A 21917-nucleotide genomic window follows, 5' to 3' on the forward strand; every position below is an offset into this window, starting at 1 on the left:
GAAATGAAAAGACATATATTATATTCCTTATTAGCAACTACGCTATTATTTGGAGCGTGTTCAAAAGATTTTTTAGATCGTACACCTGTCAATAAGATTCCTGAAGAAGAATTTTGGAGAACTGAAAATGATGTAAAATTAGCGGTAAACGCTATTTACGGAAAATTATCAGATGGTATGTATGATGATGGAGCTACTGATTTGGTTCATGCTCAATATCCATGGGAGAGTGCGTCAACCGCTATATCTGCAGGATCTCTAGGTGCAGATATAGATGCAGGTTGGAGTTATATTCCTATTCGTACATGTAACTATTTTTTAGAAAATGTGGATAAAGCTATTATGGACGAAACGCTTAAAGAACGTTATAAAGCTGAAGTTCGTTTCATTCGTGCTTATTTATATATCCCTATGGTAGAGAAGTTTGGTGATATACCATTAGTCACTAAAGTACTAACAAAAGAAGAATCTAATGTACCTCGTGTTGCGAAGAAGGAAGTGCTGGATTTCTTATTTAAGGAGTTGCAGGAAGTATCAACAAAATTGCCTGTATCATACTCTTCTGAAAAGGGAAGGATTACAAAGGGTGCTGCGTTAGCTTTGCAATCTCGATTATATTTGATGGAAAATAATTGGGAACAGGCAGCACGCACAGCACAAGAAGTAATGGGTTTAGGATACAAGTTGTTTCAGGTAAGTGCAGAATCGGAATTAAATAAAAAGGATAATTATGCACAATTTGTTGATTTTGAAAATGCTGATGATGAGCATAAGTTTCGATTAGGACTTAGAAGTTATGAAGGTATTTTTCAAGTTGAAAATGAAGGTAACGATGAAGTTATCTTAGATAGGCAGTATATCCGTGTAGCTCAGCCTCAATCTAATAATACGTTGTTGGCAGAAGGATCTGTAGGTGGTTGGAGTTCTTTAACGCCAACACAAAATTTGGTTAACCTGTATGTTAATTATAAGACTGGAGAACCCGTCAATCCTGTAAGTGCTGAAGTAAGAGCTGCTCATTATGCGAAAGCTGATAAAGCTGATTTTGTGAAGGAGTTTAAAAATAGGGATCCACGTTTTTATGCCTCTATTTTGTTTGAGACCGCACCTTGGAATGCACTAACGAAGGATGGTGGGTATCAATTTACATGGAGTAGTGGTAAATCTAATATGTCTATTACAGGTTATAATTTCAGGAAGTTGGTAGATCCAACATCCAGCAGAGAACAGATTGATTCTTATGCTAATGTGATCTTAATCCGTTATGCTGAGGTTTTACTTAACTATGCAGAAGCTCAAAATGAAAAATCTGGACCTGATGCAACTATTTTCGATGCTTTGGACCAACTTCGTGTTCGTGCAGGTATGCCTAAAGTCGATCGCAGTACATATGGAAGTCAAAGTAAATTAAGGGATCTGATCCGTAATGAAAGAGCTGTTGAGTTAGTGCTAGAGGGTGTTCGCTATTACGATATCCGTCGTTGGAAAACCGCTCCTAATGTGATGAAAAATATTTACGATGTGAAAAACGGGCTAGCTCAAGAGCGTATCTGGAATGATAGGCTTTATCTAATGCCTGTTCCGCAGAGTCAAATTGATTTATCATATGGTGTGTTAACTCAAAATACAGGATACTAATTTCTTTAAATATGTTCAACAAAAGCAGGTATCTCCGAAGGATACCTGCTTTTTTTATGGCGTTTATATTTTTGAGTTTTTATGGTGTATCGGGTATCCTACAGATCGATATATCAGGGGTTATAAAGGCTGTGTATTTTGTAGTTTCAAAACGAACTATATTTTAGTTAGCTAAACAAACGATTGCGTTATTTTGTGCAATCGATTTCGTTTCATATTAAATTTATATTAACTAATCTTTACGCTATTTTGCAGGAGAGAAATTATGATAATTATCTAATTTACTGATTATATTTAATTTAAGTTTATGAATAAAAGATTTACAAAACCTTTTTTTGCGACTAAATTTTATCCTATTACATCTGCATTAATGTTGGCTCTTGTAGCTCCTAGTATGGTGATGGCAAATAACAATAGAAATTTAATTAGCGAAGCAAATAATGGTTTGCAGCAACAAGTATCTGGTGTTGTTACTGCTGGTTCTAGTCCATTAAGTGGAGTGACGATTTATGTGAAAGAAAATTCCACAATTGCGACTTCCACGGATGCCAATGGACGCTATTCGATCAAAGTTTCTGCTGGCCAGACTTTAGTATTTTCAGCTGTCGGATTTGATAAGGTTGAAAAACCTGTGCAGGGTTCAACAGTGAATGTCGTACTTGTAGCATCAAATGAGGCACTAGAAGAGGTTGTGGTTGTTGGTTACGGGAGCCAAAAAAAGGAAAGTTTAACAGGGTCATTACAGACTGTGAAAGGTGATAAATTGCGTGATATTACTTCCCCTTCTGTTGAAAATATGTTAAATGGTAAAGCTGCAGGTGTATATGTTGCTCCAGGAACGGGAAGACCAGGAGCAAAAGGAGGTGTAGTCATTCGTGGTCAAGCTACTTTAAGTGGTACTACCAGTCCACTTTGGGTTGTCGATGGTGTTATTCTCGGATCTAGTGCTGGAGATTTAAATCCAGATGATATTGCGACCTTAACGGTATTAAAAGATGCAGCATCAACGGCTATATATGGTTCTCAGGGAGCAAATGGTGTGGTTGTCGTCACGACAAAAAATCCTACTGCAAATAGCACTTCAATCAGTTTTTCTTCAAAAATCGGATTTAATCAGCTTACTACTGGTAATTTGAAAATGATGAATGGTGCTGAGCTATATGATTATTATGCTTCGTTTGCAAACCAAGCGGCAATTAAATTCCCACGTTGGAATGCTGATTTGAGAAATAGTGATTTCGATTGGTGGAAAGTGGCTACACAACATGGTTTTACCCAAAATCATAATATTTCTATCCAATCGGGTACTGAAAAGCTACAATCTTATCTATCATTGGGTTACTACAATGAAGTAGGTGCTGTGAAAGGCTATGATTACGATCGTTATAATTTCCGTATGAATACGGTTTATAAACCGACGAAATGGTTGACCGTTAAACCAACTTTAGTTGGAGCACGTAGAGGAGTAGAGGATAGACAATATTCTACAACAGCGATGTATTCAAATTTCCCTTGGGATAGTCCATTTGATGCAGATGGCAAGCCGGTTCCTCATCGTTATAGCGGGTGGGTAAATAGTGCGAACACAAACTACCTATATGATTTACAATGGGATCATAGTGCCAATACCAATTATGAGTTCAGCGGTAATATGGACTTTGATATTAAATTCACCAATTGGTTGACTTTTTCATCCGTTAATAACTACCGCTATAATACTTATAGTGCTGCGGGGTATACAGATCCTCGTTCTAGTGGAGGAGAAAGTGTAAAGGGACGTTTAACAGATTACCGCTCAGAATATGCGCGTCGTTATACCAGTCAGATATTGCGTTTTAATAAATCTTGGGGTAAACATGCTGTGAATGCATTAGCAGCTTATGAATTCAATGATTATTGGGACAAGACATTAGATGTTTATGGTACAGGTTTTATTCCTGGCTTCGAAGTGTTAAATGTTGTTGCTAAACCAGAACGTACTAGAGGAAATATTAATGAATGGGCAGTCCAATCTTTATTATCGAATGCAAATTATGCTTACGATGGTAAATATTTGGGACAGGTATCTTTCCGTCGTGATGGTGCTTCCAATTTTGGAGATAACGCTAAATATGGTAATTTTTTCTCCGTGAGTGGAGGATGGAATATCAATCGCGAGAGTTGGTTCAATGCCGCCTGGATTGATAATTTGAAAGTCCGTGCTTCATACGGTTCCGTAGGTAACCGTCCTAGCGAATTATATCCACAATACAACTTATATTCTGTTTCATTGGCATCAGGTTATAATGAAAATTCGGGAGCTTTGATTTATCGGATTGGAAATAAAAATCTGACTTGGGAACGTACCTTTACAACAGGTGCAGGATTTGATGCAACCATGTTCAACAATCGTGCTCGTGTCACTTTTGATTACTATGATAAAAAAACGGACAATATCTTATATAACGTGCCAATCAGTGGAATGACGGGCGTCACAAGTGTGTATAAGAATATTGGTAAAATGCAAAATAGAGGTATTGAGCTTACTTTAGGAGGTGATATCATTCGTAAAAATGACTTCACTTGGAGCTTGGATATCAATATCGGCCATAACAAAAATAAGTTAACCGAATTGATTAAGAGCAAAGATGCTAATGGCAACGATGTGACAAGACCTCTTATCATCGGTGATGGTTTAGGCATCGCTGGTTCTGCTAGTCGAGTTTTGGAGCCAGGATTACCGGTTGATACTTATTATATGCCGATATGGGCTGGGGTCAATGTGGAGACTGGTGCTCCTGAATGGTATAAAGTTGAAACCGATCAGGATGGTAATCAAACTCAAGTCAAGACTTCTAATTATTCAGCAGCTACCTTGCAGAAGGCAGGAAAAGCATCCCCAGATCTATTTGGTGGATTCAATACAGGAATCACTTACAAACATTTTGATCTCAATGCATCATTTGGGTACTCCATTGGTGGGAAGATCTATAATTATTCTCGTCAAGAATATGATTCTGATGGAACCTATACCGATAGGAATCAGATGAAATTGCAAGACGGCTGGAGTCGCTGGGAAAAACCAGGAGATATTGCTACGCATCCAATCGCTAAATACAATAATAACGATAAAGGAAATTCTACATCAACGCGTTATTTAGAAGATAGTGATTTTTTAAGATTGCGTTCGTTGACCTTGGGCTATAACCTGAAATTGGAACAATATAAATTGAAAAATGTCCGTGTATTCTTTACGGGGGAGAACTTGTTTACCATTACGAACTATTCAGGTGTGGATCCTGAGATTTCGATCAATGAAGATACAGGCGCTATCTTAGGTTCGGCAGGTCCAGCTATATATCCTGCTACACGCAAATTTATGTTTGGTCTTAATGTGACATTTTAGTTAAAAGAGAGAAAAATTTTATGAAAAAGATACTATCTATACTATTAACAGCTGCTACCATTACATCATGTAATATAGATCGGTTCCCCCATAATTTAATGGATTCGGATAATATTTCTAGCAATCCAGATGCCGGGATTAATGGCGCATATGGACAATTGAAAGCCTGGTCGGATCCGATGCATCGCGCTGGCGAGTATGCCGGCGATAATATGATGATTCGCGGAGCTTCGACGGATGCATTTTATGAGTTTATTTCGTATGCACGTACGCCAAATAACGGACGTTTATCTGAATTTTGGAATGCGGGGTATAAGGCTATTGCGCAGTCATCCAATGTGATGAAAATCATTACTGAAGGTGAAAGTCCTGAAAAAGACAACCAATTAGGGGAGTGTTATTACATTCGTGGCATGATGTATTTCTACTTGGTTCGTGCCTATGGACGTCCTTATTACCAAAGTCCTGAAACCAATCTTGGAGTGCCTATTGTAAATGGTACCCCTGATGATGTTTTTAATGATCTGCGTTTACCTGACCGTGCTACCGTTAAAGCAACGTATGAACAGGCGATCAGTGATTTGAAGAAGGCAGAATCGTTATTGACAATTAAAAAAGGCAATATCTATGCTTCTAAGGGAGCAGCTCAAGCCATGTTATCTCGAGTTTACCTGTATATGAGCGGTACATACCAGTCTCCAAATGCCGAATACGCAAGATTGTCAGTAGAGTATGCGGATAAAGTGATCAACTCTGGAGACTATACCTTGTTGGATCGAGACAAATTTATGAAATATAATACCTTTACACCAGAGAATAATGCCGAGACGATCTTTGCCATTAAAAGAGTCGCATCTGAATTTTCGGGTTATGATCATTATTATGGTGTTGGTGGTATGTATTCAAATATCGGCGGTATGGGCTGGGGTGAGATGTATGCAAGTGCAAAATACATCGATTTGCTAAATGAAACAGGTCGTAACGACTGGCGCCCAGACAACTACCGTATCGTTGATGCGCGTGCTTCCTTTATAGAACCCACTTATTCCGAAGATGAAAAGACAGGGAAGTATACCGAGGTCTTTCGCTTTATAAAAGAAGACGCTGCAAATACATTAAATTATGCCCAATTTATTATTGAGCGAACAGGTAACACCGTTACTGCTATAGAGGTAATTCCAAAAACGGCGACTACTGCCGAACAAAGAATACCTTATGCATTAACAGTGATCGACGCCAATGAAGGAACTTATAGTATAAAATACAAGGATGGTAAAACGTATAATGGGGTATTGGATTATTATATTTCATTAAATCGTGTATATCCTCAGTTTTACATCACGAAATGTTCTAAAGAAGGTGAAAATTCGCAATTGCATTCACCCGTCATCAGCAGATTAGGAGAGGTTTATCTCAATAGAGCAGAAGCACAAGCAAAACTGGGTAATTACGGTGCTGCATTGGCGGATTTAAATAAAATAAGAACCCGCTCAATTACAAATGGTGCATATTCATCTTTAAATGCTTTAAATGCGAGTAAATTAATTGATAAAGAGCGTGAATTGGAATTGGCATTTCAAGCAGAACGTAGCTATGATGTATTTCGTAACGGTGAAGCATTGACGCGTCAATATCCGGGACCGCATAATCAATCTGAGGTTATCGCACCAACAGACTTCCGTGTGGTATACTTTATCCCACAGAGTGCGATTAATTCATATCCTGGAGTGTTGACTCAAAATCCAACACAATAGATTTAAGTTATAATTTCTGATTACTGAATGGCTTTGCAGATTTGCAAAGCCATTTTTTTTGTGAGCTAGGAATACAACGCCTGCTTAACGATGTGCTTGCTTATGAAAGATAATTTTAAAAATAACTTTACGTGCTGATAGCAAGACGATTTGATCCATGGAAGCATCGTTTAAAAATTGATCATAAAAATGCTATAGTTTACGATTAGATTAGAATGGTTTCCAAAAATACCAGGTATATTGTGTAACTTTGCCAACTGAGTTAAATTGTATTTAAATAAGTTGCCGTGAGGTAACGAGAATAATATATAGTAAAAATATGGCAAATATTGTTGCAATTGTAGGTCGTCCAAATGTTGGGAAATCCACGCTTTTTAATCGTCTGACGGAGAGTAGAAAAGCTATTGTTGATGACTTTAGTGGAGTGACGCGCGACCGTCACTATGAAACGGCAGAATGGATAGGAAAGAATTTTACAGTAATTGATACTGGTGGGTTTGTACATGGATCGGATGATGTTTTTGAAGAAGCAATTCGTGACCAAGTTCATATCGCAATAGAAGAAGCATCTGCTATCATATTTATGGTGGATGTAACCACAGGAATCACTGATTTAGATGATGAGATTGCTGATATTTTAAGAAGAAGTTCTAAGCCTGTATATGTAGCAGCGAATAAAGTTGATCATGCTAAATTACACCATGATTCGGCTGAGTTTTATGCATTTGGTTTAGGTGAGATCTATAATGTTTCTTCAGCTACAGGATCTGGTACAGGAGAGTTGTTAGATGCGGTAGTCTCCACTTTTGAAGATGAACCCGAAGACGATACGACATTAGCAAAATACACGATTGTAGGTCGTCCAAATGTAGGTAAATCTTCTTTAACCAATGCGCTGTTGGGTGTAGATCGCAATATCGTGACACCAGTAGCAGGTACTACTCGTGATTCGATTCGTATCCATTACAAACAGTTCGGTCATGAATTCTTATTGATTGATACGGCTGGTTTGAGACGTAAGTCTAAAGTAAACGAAGATATTGAGTTTTATTCTGTCATGCGTACGATTAAAGCTTTGGAGGATTCGGATGTTGTTCTTTTGATGTTGGATGCTAATGATGGTATTGAAGCGCAGGATATTAATATTTTCCATCTTGCAGAGAAAAATAGAAAGGGGATTGTAATTGTTGTGAACAAATGGGATACCATTGATAAAGATAATAAAACAATGAAGGAGTTTGAGGCGCGTATCAAAGAGAAAATCGCTCCTTTTACTGATATACCTATCGTTTTTACATCAGTTACTGAAAAACAGCGTATTTTCAAAACTTTGGAGGTCGCTGCAAAAGTCTACGAAAATAAAACAAAGAAAATTCCTACTTCAAAATTAAATGAGGTGATGTTGCAGGTGATCGAAAATTATCCGCCACCAGCTCTAAAAGGTAAATATATCAAAGTGAAGTATGTTACTCAGCTTCCTGGACGTACACCCATGTTTGCATTCTTCTGTAACTTACCACAGTATGTGAAAGATCCATACAAACGTTATATTGAAAATAAACTGCGTGAGCACTTCGATTTCGAGGGAGTTCCAATTCAAATATATTTTAGACAAAAATAGAAACTGATATTTTTCTAGACATGGAAAACAATCTTTATTTATACAATACGTTAACACGTAAAAAAGAAAAATTCCAACCATTACATCCCTCTTTAGTAGGGATGTATGTTTGTGGGCCTACCGTATACAGTGATGTTCACTTGGGGAATTGTCGTACTTTCGTGTCGTTTGATTTGATATTTCGATATTTAAAGCATCTTGGATTTAAAGTGCGTTATGTACGTAATATAACAGATGCTGGCCATCTGGAAGGAGATAATGATGAAGGTGATGATAAATTTGCTAAAAAGGCTAAACTAGAACAGCTGGAGCCGATGGAGATTGTGCAAAAATATACACTGGGTTTCCATGATGTTTTACGTCTTTTCAATACTTTACCTCCTAGCATCGAGCCTACAGCTACCGGTCATATTTCAGAACAGATCGAAATGGTTCAACAAATCATTGCGAATGGATATGCTTATGAAGTCAATGGAACCGTATATTTTGACGTTGAAAAATATGTGAAAGATTATGATTATACCGTTTTGACTAATCGTAAGCTTGATGATATGTTGAATAACACACGTGAACTCGGTGGTCAGGATGAGAAGCATGGTCGTTTAGACTTTGCCCTATGGATCAAAGCTAAGCCAGAACATATTATGCGTTGGCCTTCACCCTGGAGTGTAGGCTTTCCAGGCTGGCATATTGAATGTTCGGCGATGAGCCGTAAATATTTGGGCGACCAGTTTGATATACACGGTGGGGGAATGGATTTGGCAGCTACACATCATACCAATGAAATCGCGCAGTCAGAAGCATGTAATCATACCACTCCGGCTAAATATTGGATGCACACCAATATGTTGACGGTAAATGGTGCGCGCATGTCAAAATCATCGGGAAATGGCTTTTTGCCACATCAATTGTTTACGGGAGATCACCCTTTATTGGAACGTGGTTATACACCTATGGCCGTGCGTTTCTTTATGTTGCAGGCTCACTATAGGAGTACATTGGATTTTTCTAATGAGGCACTGGATGCTGCTGATAAGGGGTTTAAACGTTTGATGACAGCTATTAATCTGTTGGATAAATTGAAGCCTTCAAAAGGTAAGTCAGCTTTGAATATCGCCGATTTACGTGCAAAATGCTATGCTGCAATGGACGATGATTTCAATAGTCCTATTTTAATTGCGGAATTATTTGAGGTCGTTCGGTTGATTAATTCAATATATGACGGCAAAGCAGCTATTAGTGCTCCTGATCTAGAAGAGTTAAAAACATTTTTACAACATTTTGTTTTTGATATTCTTGGGTTGCAAAATGATCAAATATCAACCAATGATAGTATGGATGAGATCATGTCTATTGTCATCAAATTACGCGATGGTGCTAAGCAAAATAAAGATTTTGCAACATCGGATCGTATTCGTGAGGAACTCAATGCTATCGGTATACAACTGAAAGATAGCAAAGATGGAACGCTTTGGAATAAGATTTGATAGTTAGTGTCGAATTAATATCAAAACATTACATGAATATATGGAATAAAATGTCGGCAATAGTTTTCATGAGTGCATTTTCAGCACAAGTGTATGCGCAGATTCCCGATAAAGTAGGTAGTTTAATCCGCGCAGATAAAGAAGCTGCATTGATTTCTAAAACAACTACACCGCATCAGGCACTTCTGTCTATTGTCGATAAAGAGTCTAAATTTTTTGTTCCTTCTGAGGTCAATGCTTTAGATTATCTGAATAATAGGCCGAATATACCTGATGTATTAACTTGGGAACCAGCATTAGCAATGGTTTCAAAAAGTCAAGAATTTGGTGTTACTACAGGCCCTTTTGAATTTCAGAAAGTTGGCGCCAGAAAACGTTTTGGACAGTATCTAACGGTATGGAAAAGAAATAAAAAAGGGAAATGGCTTGTCGATATTCGCGCTGAAGTTGAAAATTTTGGCAATAAGGAAAATTCTGAATTAGAATTTTATGAGCCTAGCGAAGCTTGGTATTTAAAGCATCGTTCTCAAGTACGTTTAGATCAGCGTAAAGAGATTGTTTTTGAGACTGACAAGCTTTTGTCGACCGTATTAAAAGCGGATAACCAAGCTGGCTATAAAGAGTTTTTACATGAGGACTCGCGTTTGCTTTTTCCTTGGATCCAACCGATAGAAGGTAAAAAGGATATACTGGCATATTTGAAAAAATCCCGGATAAATATCATCACAACTCCTGAAAAAGTGGGTAGAGCTTATAGTGGCGAATATGCCTATTCTTTCGGAACTGCTACAGTCAATCTGAAAGATAAGGTTGTCAAATATAATTATATTCGAATCTGGAAGTTAAGCGAACTGGCAAAGGATGATGTGTCAAAAGCAAACTGGAATGTCTTGGTAGAAATGATGTTCGAACGATAACTGAACTCAATAAAACTATAAATATAATAGAAAAGGGTTTCAAATTAAATTTGAAACCCTTTTCTATTATATTCTATTAGGTACTATTTTTTAGAAATCCAAACTTTAAGTTCGTCACATTCTTGAAAGTCATCGGCAATATCAATGTAAGTACTTTCTCTTTTTGATTCAAACCAAGTGTTCAATTTGCGATTAACCTTATCTTGTCTTGCTGCTTCTTTTATTTTCACATAGTCTTCATCCAAATTAGCTTTATGAGGAGCAACACGAGATTTTAGATAATTGAAGCGTAGACCAACTTCACCAGTGCGATCTGTAAATTGAGCAGGTTTAGAATACTCTCCTGGTTTTAATGGATCGATTGCTTGGAATACAGATGCCTCTAACTTATCTACTGGTATTAATGTAGATCGTGTTTCACCTTCTTGATTAAGTACCATACCGCCATTAAATTTGGTTTCTTCACTATCCGAATTTGTCGTAGCAGCATGATAGAAATCCAATTTACCTGTTGTTACTAAGTTGTAGATACTGTCCATTTTTGCTTGCGTCCGTTCTATACTAGCAGTAGTTGGTTTAAATTTGATCAAGATGTGTCTCACATGGACCTCTTCACCGCGTCTTTCCAAAACTTGTAGAAAGTGAAATCCATATTTGGTTTCAAATACAGGCGAGATCTCACCAGCTTTTAATTTAAAAGCCATCGCAGCAAATTCCTTTACCCAGTTGTCACGCGTGTTGAAACCTAAATCTCCACCATACGGGGCAGATCCATCTTCAGAATATAAACGAGCAACTGTTCCAAACTCAGAACCATCCATCACTTGCTTGCGAAGTCCTTCTGCTTTTGTTTTAAATTCAGCTTTCTCTTCCACGGTTAGCTTAGGAAACATCACAATCTCACCAATTTCAACTTCTGTATTGAAATATGGTAAGCTATCTGTATTTAAGGCTTCAAAATAACGTTTTACTTCGATAGGAGTTACATCAACTTTTTGAACAATATTTTGACGCATTTTATTCGCTTTTAATTGTTCAAAAATGCTTGGACGCATATCTTCTTTATATTGCAATAAAGATCTGTTTAAGAATTTTTCCAATCGTTCCTGTCCACCAGCTTGTTGAGACATATAGCGTAAGCGGCTGTTCAAATTATCATCTACTTCTGTTTCACCAACTTCAATGGAGTCGATTACAGCTTGTTGTGAAAGTAATTTTTGTGTCAACAATTGTTGAAGCATTTCACATTTGAAATTTTCATTTGCTTTATTACCACTCGAAAGATATTGTGCATATTGCATATCAACATCTGATTGTAAGATAATACCAGAGCCTACTGTCGCAACTACCCGATCGATTACTTGTTTTTGAGCAAATACTGTTTGTGCTGTCACAAATACCAATAATAGCAACGTATATATGTTTTTTTTCATTAGAATAATATGTCTTTTAATGGTGATGAAGCTATCATGAGCAGTAACGACTATCTTTTTTAAGCTATTTAAGCTCATGATGTTTTCATTCGAGGAATGTAAATTAAATACTTTTAATAAATAAACTGTTCAAACTTAAAGTTTTGAAAGCCTGCACAAAATTATTAGAATATATTAATTATTCTTAATTTTATTTCAATAATATTTCCAAGGTATTTTTGCCTTTTTCTGTTCCATAATGACAAAGAAATACTTAACATCCATGGAACAGCTAAAATAAGTATTTACACCGTATCAAAAGTAGTTTTAACCAATTTTAACACTACTTTTTAACACAAAGTTTTAATTTTGAAAACATGAAAAAAATTCTGCTTTTTATTTTGACCTGTTTCCCTTTTTTAGGTTGGTCCCAAAACATGACGATGTTTGTCGGTACCTATACGTCTAATACAGCGAGTAAAGGTATATATGCTTTTGACTTCAATGCTAAAACAGGTGCAATTCAATTGATTTCCACGACCCCAATGATTGATCCCTCTTTTTTAGCACGTAGAGATAATATTATATATGCAGTAAGTGAACAAGGTAAAAGTAAAGGTAATTTATCCTCGTACTCCTATAATAATGGTCAATTTACGTTATTAAATGTCGTGCCGACAAAGGGTGATGCTCCCTGTCATGTTGCGGTGAGTCCCTATAAAAATTTGATTGCAGTATCTAATTATTCTGGAGGTTCATTTGTACTTTATGGATTAGAGCCAAATGGTGTGATTGGCAATTTAAAGGAATTGATACAACATGAAGGCAAAGGAGTCGATAAAGTAAGGCAAGAAGGGCCACATGTTCATTCTGCTTTTTTCTCGAAAAAGGGTCATGAACTTTTTGTTCAAGATTTAGGACTAGATCAAATCTCGATTTATAAGTTTATCAATCCTAAAAAACCTGATGTCAAATTGGCTGAAGATCCTGCAGAAGTATTTTCTTCGGCCGGCGGTGGTCCAAGACATATCGCTTTTGATAAGAAAGAGAAATATATGTATGTGGTGTTGGAAATGACAGCCGATATTGCCGTATATAAACGAGACGGTCAGGATTGGTTATTTGATCAGTCTATTAATATTAATCCTGATGGATTTAAGGGTGCAAATGGTGCCGCTGACATTAAAATATCTCCAGATGGTAAATTTCTTTACGCAACAAATCGAGGAGATGCAAATACCATTGGTATTTTTTCAATTGCCAAAGATGGCAAGTTAGTAAAGGTTGCAAATCAAAGTACGATGGGTAAAGGACCTCGTAATTTTAATATCAGTCCAGATGGTAAGTTTCTTTTGGTGGCTAACCAGACGACCAACGAAATCGTTACTTTTAGTCGAGATGAAAAAACAGGACTATTAAAAGAGACTGGAAATCGTGTTCATGTTCCAGCCCCAGTCTGTATTATTTTTTAAGCGGTTCATCCTGTGATGAAGAGTCGTCATGCGTACCTGTACCTTTAAGCTCATGCGTCTCTTCATCATACATGCCCTCCAACTCATCCATAATGGTTCCCTTCCATACTTTTATACCGGTGATATAGGCAACTCTTCCAATCATGTGTGCGGCTACAGGGGCAGTTAACATGAGAAAAAATGCAATAGCAATTGTTTTGGTTGTCACAGAGACATCCGGAAATACAATGGCGGCACAAAGTAATAATAATCCTACGCCTAAGGTTGCAGCTTTTACGGTTACAGATAGGCGTAAATAAAAATCAGGCATTCTTAGTATACCAATGGAGGCAAAGAGAATGGCTAGTGCACCAATGGTGCTCAGTACGGCAATAATGATATCAGTCATGGTGATCTTGTTTTTCTAAATAAAATGCAAAGGCTATTGTTCCTAAAAATGCAATTAATGCGAGAATCATAGCTACATCAAGAAAAATTGCTTGAGCGGTAGTGATACTGTAAACCGTGATGATACCAATACCTGTAGTAATGATTAGGTCTAACGCAATTACACGGTCTGCCACATCAGGACCTTTAAAAAGACGAATAAATGTGATTACTGTAGAAAGAATCAAAATTGGTAGAATCACATAATCCAAATATTCAGTTAAGCTCATCGTAGAATTTCTAATAGTTTACGTTCAACATTGTTTTTCAACTCTGTCATGAATTTTTGTTTATCATGAAGGTACATGACATGGATATATAAAATCTTTTTATCATCACTAACATCGAGAATCAATGTACCTGGTGTCAATGAAATGAATGTCGATAAGAGATTGATCTCAAAATCAGATTTTGCATCCATTCGGTATTTTACAATTCCAGGTTTGAAAAAATATTTAGGAGTAATGACATCATAAGCTACTTGTAGATTAGCGATAATCATTTGATAAAAGAAGAAAAAGAGAAAGCTAATTGTTTTTGGTACACGATAAAAATAACGTTGATCCACTTCATTGCGATTCATCACCCATAGGATAAAGAAACCCAGCAAGAATCCAAAAAGAAAATTAGTATAGTACATTGAACCTGTTAATGCTACCCAAATAAAAGATAGCAGCAGATTCATTAAAAACTGTTTTATCATATGTTCTTTTTATTTACCTAATACTGCTTGTATATAAGGTGTTGTGTTTAACATTTCGGATGATATGCGATCAGCTACTTGAATAATAATTTCTGCATTTAAACCAATATATAAAGAGCTTGCTGCCAAGATACAAATGGGTAGGATTAAAGCTATTTTTCGAATACCGATTAGATCCTTAAACTTATCTTCAATGGTATCTGGATCCGGTGATTTTTTCCAGAATACTTCAGACCAAAATTTTGCAATGACAAATAGCGTGATGAAGCTACCCAGTATCAGTGCTCCTGCATAAAGGTAGTGTGCATTTTCAAAGGCTCCTTGCAACAAATATATTTTTGGCCAAAAACCAGACAACGGTGGAATACCCGCCAGTGAAAATAAAACGATGGCAATTAATAACGAAATTTTAGGATACTCAGCATAAAGCCCCCCTAGTTTCTTCATATCCATAGAGCCACGCATCTGACGAATTAATCCTGCAATTAGAAAGAGATTCGTTTTGACCATGATATCATGGATTAAATAAAATACCGCTCCGAGAATAGCTAATTTGCTGTACATACCTAATCCACCGATCATAAATCCAATATGACAAACAATCAGGTAGGAAAAAAGCCTTCTTACATTTGTTTTTATCAATGCGCCAAATGCACCTGTTAAAATGGTTAAAATAGAGAGCACTAGTAGTAGATCACGAATAAATTCATTCGGAATAAAAATCAGCGTAAAAACCCGAAATAGGGCATAGATGCCTACTTTGGTGAGCAGACCTCCAAAAATTGCAGCAACTGCCGATGGAGGCGTGTGATAAGAAGAGGGGAGCCAAAAATAAAGGGGAAAAATAGCAGATTTAATACCAAATCCAATCAAAAAGAATGTGGCTGTAATATCAACTATTGCCCGATTTTCAATTTTGGGCACTATTAAAGCTAAATCGGCCATATTTAAAGATCCTGATATACCATAAAGGAGCCCAATCCCTGTTAGGAAAAACGTTGAGGCAAGTATATTCATGGCCATATATTTGACAGCACCTTCTAATTGAGCTTTTCGGCCACCTAATGTCATTAGGACAAAAGAGGATATAATAATAACTTCAAAAAATACGTAAAGATTGAAAATATCACCGGTTAGAAATGCACCGTTTAATCCCATTACTAAAAAGTGAAAAATGGGGAAATAACCATACAATATGCGTTGTCGTCCAATACCTGTTGCAGAGAAAATAGATACTGCTAGAGCAGCTATAGCGGTCAATAGGACTAAAGTTGAGCTTAATAAATCGGCTACAAATACAATTCCGAAAGGCGCTTCCCAATTTGCGGCATGCATAATGAGAATATCCCCATTGAATACTTTTGTAAACAATTTGATAGCAAATATTAAGCTGATAAAGCTACCACCTATGCTGAGTACGCGCTGTGGAACTGTTTTTCTCCAAAAACCAAGCTGTAAGATTGCTATAAATAAATGTACAAGTACTGTTGCTATAATTTGATTGTCAATCATATATCTTCGTCTTCGGGTGTGTTTAAGTTATCTAGATCATCCGTGTTGATTAATGCATACACACGTTTTAATAATACGATGGCAAAGGAAGTCAGGCCAAAACTGATGACAATGGCTGTTAAAATCAACGCCTGAGGTATAGGATCTGCATATATATCTTGAAAGACTTTCAATCCATCACTGATAATCGGCGGTTTTCCTTTTGTGATATTGCCTAATAGAAATATCAGCATATTTGTTCCGTTGCCTAAAAGCATGATTCCTAGAAGTAATTTTACCATACTTCTTCTTAAAATCAGATATATGCCTGTTGCGTATAGTACGCCTATGAGTAAAATAAGTAGTAATTCCATTGTTTTGTTAATCTGAACTTAATGAAATAGTAAATAAAATAGTTAAGACCACTCCAATGACCACCAGATAAATTCCTATATCAAAAAGGAGTGCAGTACCGATCATACCAATAACAGGAATGGGATGCTCTAACCAAAGTCCTGTCATCACTGGTAAACCAAAAATTGCAGGCATAAACATGCTAAAAGCAGATATTCCCAATCCAATAGGAATTAGAGACAGTGGTTTATATCGTAATATTTTCATCGTTTCATTGGTACCATGAGCAAAACTATGTAATACAAACGCAATCGATGCGACTAGTCCACCAACAAAACCTCCTCCAGGAAAATAGTGCCCTCTTAGCAATAAGAAGAATGAGAATAAAAGCAGTATAGGAAGTAGGTAGCGTGAAGCTGTCTGTAAAATTGTACTTTTCATATTATTCCTTCTCCGATGATTTTAAACGTAATTTTAATAAACTATAGACTCCTAGAGCAGCGATACTGAGCACAATAATTTCAAACATGGTATCAAAACCCCTGAAGTCAACGAGCAATACATTAACAACATTTCTTCCTTTAGCCAGTAAGTAAGCATTTTTACCGTAAAACTCACTGATGGCAATATGGGTAGGTACATGGAGTACACGTATAGCCACCATCGATAAGATCATACCAAATACGATAGCAACAACGACATCTCTGATTAATATCCTTTTTTTTGCGAGATTAAGAAATGGAGGTAATTTAAAGAGTACAAGCACAAATAGAACAACTGTGAGTGTGTCGATCGTAAATTGTGTCATAGCCAAATCTGGGGCACTATAAAAGACAAACAATAAACAGATACCGTAACCGATGACACTTGTCGCTACCACAGCTGTAAGTCGCGAGGCAGTGCTTAGTGTGAGTGCAACAGCACCAAACACAATCAAAACGGTAACCACTTCATAAACACTAATGGCAGATAATAGATCCCAGTTGATATGAAGTGGACCACCAAGATAGAGTTGATAAGCTAATAGTACTTCTGCAAATATGATAATTTTTAAAAGATAGGAACGTAAGTATCCATTATGAAAGTAGTTGGAGTAACTTGTTGAAAAATTGTAAATGCGCTGATATGCTTTTTGAAAAATAGTCAATGGCGCAATAAAATTTAATCTTTCAATCCACTGCAATTTTCGTGGATTTGGTTTATTTATGAAATAAAGGATAGTCCCTAAAATAATAGTTAGGGCACTTAATAGTAATACTAAATTAAAGCCATGCCAAATTTGAAGATGAAAATCCGTTTTCACTTTCATGATACTATTGACTGTGGGTTGAGCGATCCAGTCCCCGATGATATGGGGAAAACAACCGAATAGCACACCTAACAGAGCAAGTATTAAAGGTGGTATCCATAGAGACTTAGCTGGCATATTGATTTTTTCAAACTTTTCAGGAAGAGTACCCATAAAAGGCTTAATACCGGCCATGAATCCTGCTGAAACCAATAAGATATTGGTTATCACTGCAGCAACAGTCAGATATATGGCTACATGTTGCTCACTGTGTAGGGTTGCTTCATAGATCAAATCTTTACCGATAAACCCCAAAGTCAAAGGCACACCAGCACTGGATAAGGCTGCCAAAAATCCGGCAATTGCTACAGGTAGTAGAACTTTTCTCAAACCCTGTAACACAGAGAGATCTCTTGTATGAGTAGCATGATCAATGATGCCTGTAATTAAAAATAAAGTTGCTTTGTACAGTGCGTGGACAACAATAAAAACCGCAACAGCGATGATAGCATCTTCAGTTCCAATTCCTAATAAAAAAACTAAAATCCCCAATGCAGAAATTGTGGAGTAAGCGAGCACTCCTTTCATATCGGTTCTAAAGAGTGAATGAAAAGCGCCATACAGCATGGTAATCCCTCCAATAATCATTAAACTATAGGTCCATGCTGGGTTGCTGCCCAAAATTGGAAAAAACCTCGCAAGGAGATAAATTCCAGCTTTCACCATAGTTGCGGAGTGTAGATATGCTGAAACAGGGGTAGGGGCTTTCATCGCTCCAGGTAACCAAAAGTGAAATGGAAATTGTGCCGATTTGGTCATGGCACCTAAAATTACCAAACCTAATATATAAGGGAATAATTCATGATCTTGAATGAGCTGTGCTTTTTCTGCTAATTCAGAAATAGAGTAAGTCTGAGCAATATTACCCATGAGCACAAGCCCAGCTAATAGAAAAAATCCACCTAGTCCGGTTACACTTAGGGCTGTTAGTGCACTTTTTCTAGAAACTGCATGGTCATTATTGAAACCGATTAAGAAAAATGAGCTAATACTGGTCAGTTCCCAAAAAGTAAATAATAGAAAAATATTATCGGAGAGCACCAGCCCAAGCATGGCCGACATAAATAGGCACAGATAACCAAAAAAACGATCGATGTAAGGATCATTTTTTAAATACGATTTCGCATAAAAAAAGATACATGTTCCAATTCCTGTGATTAATAATGAAAATAGGAGTGACAGACCATCTAACCTCAAGTCAAAATTTACACCTAATGACGGAATCCAATCGATATGTTGAACGTATGATTTATCCCAACTTATCAAAGGAATATATTGTAGGTAATAAAGAAATAAAAGTAGCGGTATGAATGCGAGAATAATCCCCCATTTGGTTTTAACAAATCTGCCAAATGGAACAATAAGGCTCGATGTTATTAGTCCTAATAGAACAGTAAATAGCATTTAGTCTTTGTTTAAATATTTGTGAAACGCTCCAATATAAGCAAAATTGACGGTTTTTATAGGTGTTTTGCTCAATATGGAGTAAAAAAACATAAAATAGGGATATTTTTTAACATTTCTATGAATGATTGTTTCGCTTTGCGAATAGGAATGTTGATGCTTAAATTCTGGTTTTTAAAAGAGTGAAAGGTTGCCGGGGAGATCTGAGTGAAGACATCATATGATGTTCGTATTCTGACTACTTAAAAGTAAAATGGAGAAATAACCAACTCATAGATGAGGTAAGGATGCTATATGTGTGAGATTTCAGTTAGTATATCCTAAAAATATTTCTATTATAAATAATTTCATATAGCTATAGCATTTAACAAAATTTAACATTAACTTCGTTTTGAACTAACATGCCAAACCGCTAACTAACAAGTACTTTCTTCCTTTACCAGATTTATGTTTAAATGAGCAGTATCGTTAATAAAGAACTATTTGAGCAACATTATAAAAGCTTATGTCATTTTGCTTGGAAGCTCTGTGGAGATCTTACTGAAGCAGAAGATCTGGTACAAGATGCTTTTATTGCCTATTTTAACCATGAAGATCATGTTTCTACAAATGAATCAGCGGTAAAAAATTTCCTGTATACCTCGGTCCGATATGCATTTTTAAATAGTAAGCGTCGAGAAAAAGTTGTTGAAAAATATTGGTTAACAACGCCATTTAGTGAGTATAGTCAGGAGTCGTTAGAATTAAACATCATTCATTCGGAAGTTATTGCAGAAGTCCATAAAATTATGCAAAGCATGCCTCCAGGCTGCCAGATTGTATTTAAGATGGGATATTTTGAAGGTTTGAGTAACCAAGAAATTGCTAAAGAATTGAATTTAAGTATAAATACGATAAAAACTCAGAAACAGCGCGCATTAAAAACAATTATGAAAAAGTTGAACCCTGAATTTCTACCTGTTTTGCTTCTTTGGTATAGTATGATCCGATAAATTTGTTATAATTTATCGAAGTAGGGTTTATTTGTGGTCATTATTCGCATTCTCGTGTGAGTAACATATTTTAGTAACCTAAATTCCGGATAATTTTATAGATATCCATCTAATTTTTACTCAATAAACCTTTTAATTTAAATATTTGGCAAGAATTATAATTAAATTCAGTTTTTTTTTATTTGTTGTCACCCATTTAGTTCAATAACGTTTCTTTATGATATATTATGAAAAGTAAACCTTTTATTATAGCTAAAATCATTAAAAAATCGCTTGTTGAGGAATTAACAGGAGATGAAATGGCTATGCTTGAGTTCTGGATAAATTCGAAGGAAGAAAATAAACAGTTATATGATAATTTTAAGAAATCGTACTATATAGAAGAGGATTTAACTATCATCAACCGTATTGATCTTAATCAAGCTTGGAATACTTTAGAAAAAAAAGGTAAGGAGTTAAAAAGTTCGAACCATGGTTGGAATTTAAAAATTTGGATTCCTTTAATTGCCTCATGCTTAGTATTGTGTTTCTTTTTTTTATATCAAAATAAAACAATTAACAATTCAAAGATAATAGCTATTCAATCTACTAAACATAAAAATGATGTAAAACCAGCTTCGAATGATGCAGTGTTAATATTGGATAATGGTGAAAGTTTTGATCTGAGTAATCGCAGTAATAAACAAATTGCCAATAATATTAAGGTTCGCAATGATCAGTTGGAATATGTTAAAAATAAATTTGAGGGAGGACAGCTTAAATATAATACTTTAGTTGTTCCAAAAGGTGGGTACTATAAGCTCGAATTGTCTGATGGTACAAAGGTTTGGATAAATGCGATGTCAAGATTGAAGTTTCCTGAATCTTTTGGATCAGGGGAACGTAAGGTCCAATTGGAAGGTGAAGCTTATTTTGAAGTTTCTAAAGATCCTGATCGTCCATTTATTGTGCAAGCCAATGGTACGGATGTTAAAGTACTGGGTACACATTTTAATGTTGATGCTTATAATAAAAAAGTTCGAACAACTCTAGAAGAAGGGAAAGTAGAAGTCTCTACAGCTGATCATGCGATTATTTTACAACCTGGAGATTTTGCTGAATCTGGTGATGGGAAATTAAATAAAGGTCGTGCAGATTTAGCAAAAGATTTGGCATGGCATAACAATGAGTTTTATTTTAATAAAGATAATGTTCAATCCATTGTCGATCAGTTGTCTAACTGGTATGCTATAGAGGCGAAATTTGATCAAGGCATCAATAGAAATAAAGCAATAACAGGATCAATTGACCGTAATGTTCCACTTTCTCAAGTCCTTGAAATGTTGGAATATGTAAGTGATCTGCGATTTAAGATAGATGGAAATCAATTAATTATAAAAAATAAATAACACGATATGGGGAACAAATACTAAACACAATTATTAAACAAAAAAATACAGAGATGTTGCAGCATCCCTGTACCTATTCTTAATTAAGAAGCTAACCGAAAAATTAACTCATTAACCAAATGTAA

The 21917-nt window shown here is 36.1% G+C and carries 17 protein-coding genes; 9 read left to right on the plus strand and 8 right to left on the minus strand.

The genetic code is table 11. The features are described 5' to 3' along the window. Positions 1 to 3: 3 nt before the first annotated feature. From C8N37_RS07430 to C8N37_RS07455, 6 genes are all read left to right on the plus strand, one after another. Positions 4 to 1638 (plus strand): RagB/SusD family nutrient uptake outer membrane protein, encoded by a 1635-nt coding sequence (locus tag C8N37_RS07430; protein ID WP_108158297.1) that lies wholly within the window; start codon positions 4 to 6, stop codon positions 1636 to 1638. 307 nt (positions 1639 to 1945) lie between these two features. Next, positions 1946 to 5023, plus strand: a complete 3078-nt coding sequence (locus C8N37_RS07435) for a SusC/RagA family TonB-linked outer membrane protein (protein ID WP_170114494.1) — start codon at positions 1946 to 1948, stop codon at positions 5021 to 5023. Positions 5024 to 5043: 20 nt separating this feature from the next. Then, positions 5044 to 6777 carry a RagB/SusD family nutrient uptake outer membrane protein gene (locus C8N37_RS07440; RefSeq protein ID WP_108158298.1) on the plus strand — a complete coding sequence of 578 codons (1734 nt, stop codon included), beginning with the start codon at positions 5044 to 5046 and terminating at the stop codon, positions 6775 to 6777. Positions 6778 to 7096: 319 nt separating this feature from the next. Then, positions 7097 to 8398 (plus strand): ribosome biogenesis GTPase Der, encoded by a 1302-nt coding sequence (der, locus tag C8N37_RS07445; RefSeq protein ID WP_108158299.1) that lies wholly within the window; start codon positions 7097 to 7099, stop codon positions 8396 to 8398. A gap of 20 nt (positions 8399 to 8418) precedes the next feature. Further along, positions 8419 to 9885, plus strand: coding sequence for a cysteine--tRNA ligase (cysS, locus tag C8N37_RS07450; RefSeq protein WP_108158300.1), 1467 nt, complete (start codon positions 8419 to 8421; stop codon positions 9883 to 9885). A 32-nt stretch (positions 9886 to 9917) separates the two neighbouring features. Further along, a complete protein-coding gene (locus tag C8N37_RS07455) occupies positions 9918 to 10802 on the plus strand; it encodes a DUF4440 domain-containing protein (protein WP_108158301.1) in 885 nt (294 codons plus the stop codon). Between the two features lie 83 nt (positions 10803 to 10885). Here C8N37_RS07455 and C8N37_RS07460 read toward each other — a convergent pair whose 3' ends face one another. Continuing rightward, positions 10886 to 12235, minus strand: a complete 1350-nt coding sequence (locus C8N37_RS07460) for a peptidylprolyl isomerase (RefSeq protein WP_045755246.1) — start codon at positions 12233 to 12235, stop codon at positions 10886 to 10888. A gap of 356 nt (positions 12236 to 12591) precedes the next feature. Here C8N37_RS07460 and C8N37_RS07465 point away from each other — a divergent pair, with 356 nt between their 5' ends. After that, positions 12592 to 13686 carry a lactonase family protein gene (locus tag C8N37_RS07465; RefSeq protein ID WP_108158302.1) on the plus strand — a complete coding sequence of 365 codons (1095 nt, stop codon included), beginning with the start codon at positions 12592 to 12594 and terminating at the stop codon, positions 13684 to 13686. Here C8N37_RS07465 and mnhG read toward each other — a convergent pair. From mnhG to mbhE, 7 genes are read right to left on the minus strand one after another with little or no spacing between them, the layout of a single operon-like run. Next, positions 13676 to 14074, minus strand: a complete 399-nt coding sequence (mnhG, locus tag C8N37_RS07470; protein WP_045752605.1) for a monovalent cation/H(+) antiporter subunit G — start codon at positions 14072 to 14074, stop codon at positions 13676 to 13678. The genes C8N37_RS07465 and mnhG overlap by 11 nt on opposite strands. Continuing rightward, entirely contained in the window at positions 14067 to 14342 is a 276-nt protein-coding gene (locus C8N37_RS07475; protein WP_045752604.1) for a monovalent cation/H+ antiporter complex subunit F, read from the minus strand. Before C8N37_RS07475 ends, mnhG begins: the two co-directional genes overlap by 8 nt. Further along, the gene (locus C8N37_RS07480) at positions 14339 to 14815 is read right to left on the minus strand and encodes a Na+/H+ antiporter subunit E (RefSeq protein ID WP_045752603.1); all 477 of its coding nucleotides are present in this window, start codon (positions 14813 to 14815) and stop codon (positions 14339 to 14341) included. Before C8N37_RS07480 ends, C8N37_RS07475 begins: the two co-directional genes overlap by 4 nt. A 9-nt stretch (positions 14816 to 14824) precedes the next feature. Beyond that, positions 14825 to 16327 carry a proton-conducting transporter transmembrane domain-containing protein gene (locus tag C8N37_RS07485; RefSeq protein WP_108158303.1) on the minus strand — a complete coding sequence of 501 codons (1503 nt, stop codon included), beginning with the start codon at positions 16325 to 16327 and terminating at the stop codon, positions 14825 to 14827. Then, positions 16324 to 16680, minus strand: coding sequence for a Na+/H+ antiporter subunit C (locus C8N37_RS07490; protein ID WP_094773267.1), 357 nt, complete (start codon positions 16678 to 16680; stop codon positions 16324 to 16326). The genes C8N37_RS07485 and C8N37_RS07490 overlap by 4 nt, the downstream gene beginning before the upstream one ends. A 7-nt stretch (positions 16681 to 16687) precedes the next feature. Further along, positions 16688 to 17101, minus strand: a complete 414-nt coding sequence (locus C8N37_RS07495; protein WP_045752600.1) for a Na+/H+ antiporter subunit B — start codon at positions 17099 to 17101, stop codon at positions 16688 to 16690. Between the two features lies 1 nt (position 17102). After that, positions 17103 to 19412, minus strand: coding sequence for a hydrogen gas-evolving membrane-bound hydrogenase subunit E (mbhE, locus tag C8N37_RS07500; RefSeq protein ID WP_108158304.1), 2310 nt, complete (start codon positions 19410 to 19412; stop codon positions 17103 to 17105). 455 nt (positions 19413 to 19867) lie between these two features. Between mbhE and C8N37_RS07505 the strand changes: the two genes are divergently transcribed. Together C8N37_RS07505 and C8N37_RS07510 are read left to right on the plus strand one after the other, a co-directional pair. After that, the gene (locus C8N37_RS07505; protein WP_108158305.1) at positions 19868 to 20404 is read left to right on the plus strand and encodes an RNA polymerase sigma factor; all 537 of its coding nucleotides are present in this window, start codon (positions 19868 to 19870) and stop codon (positions 20402 to 20404) included. A gap of 227 nt (positions 20405 to 20631) precedes the next feature. Beyond that, on the plus strand, positions 20632 to 21792 hold the full coding sequence (locus C8N37_RS07510) for a FecR family protein (protein ID WP_108158306.1): 1161 nt from the start codon (positions 20632 to 20634) through the stop codon (positions 21790 to 21792). The last annotated feature ends 125 nt before the right edge of the window (positions 21793 to 21917 follow it).

This window comes from Sphingobacterium faecium, from assembly GCF_003054045.1.
Taxonomy (GTDB): Bacteria; Bacteroidota; Bacteroidia; order Sphingobacteriales; family Sphingobacteriaceae; genus Sphingobacterium; species Sphingobacterium faecium.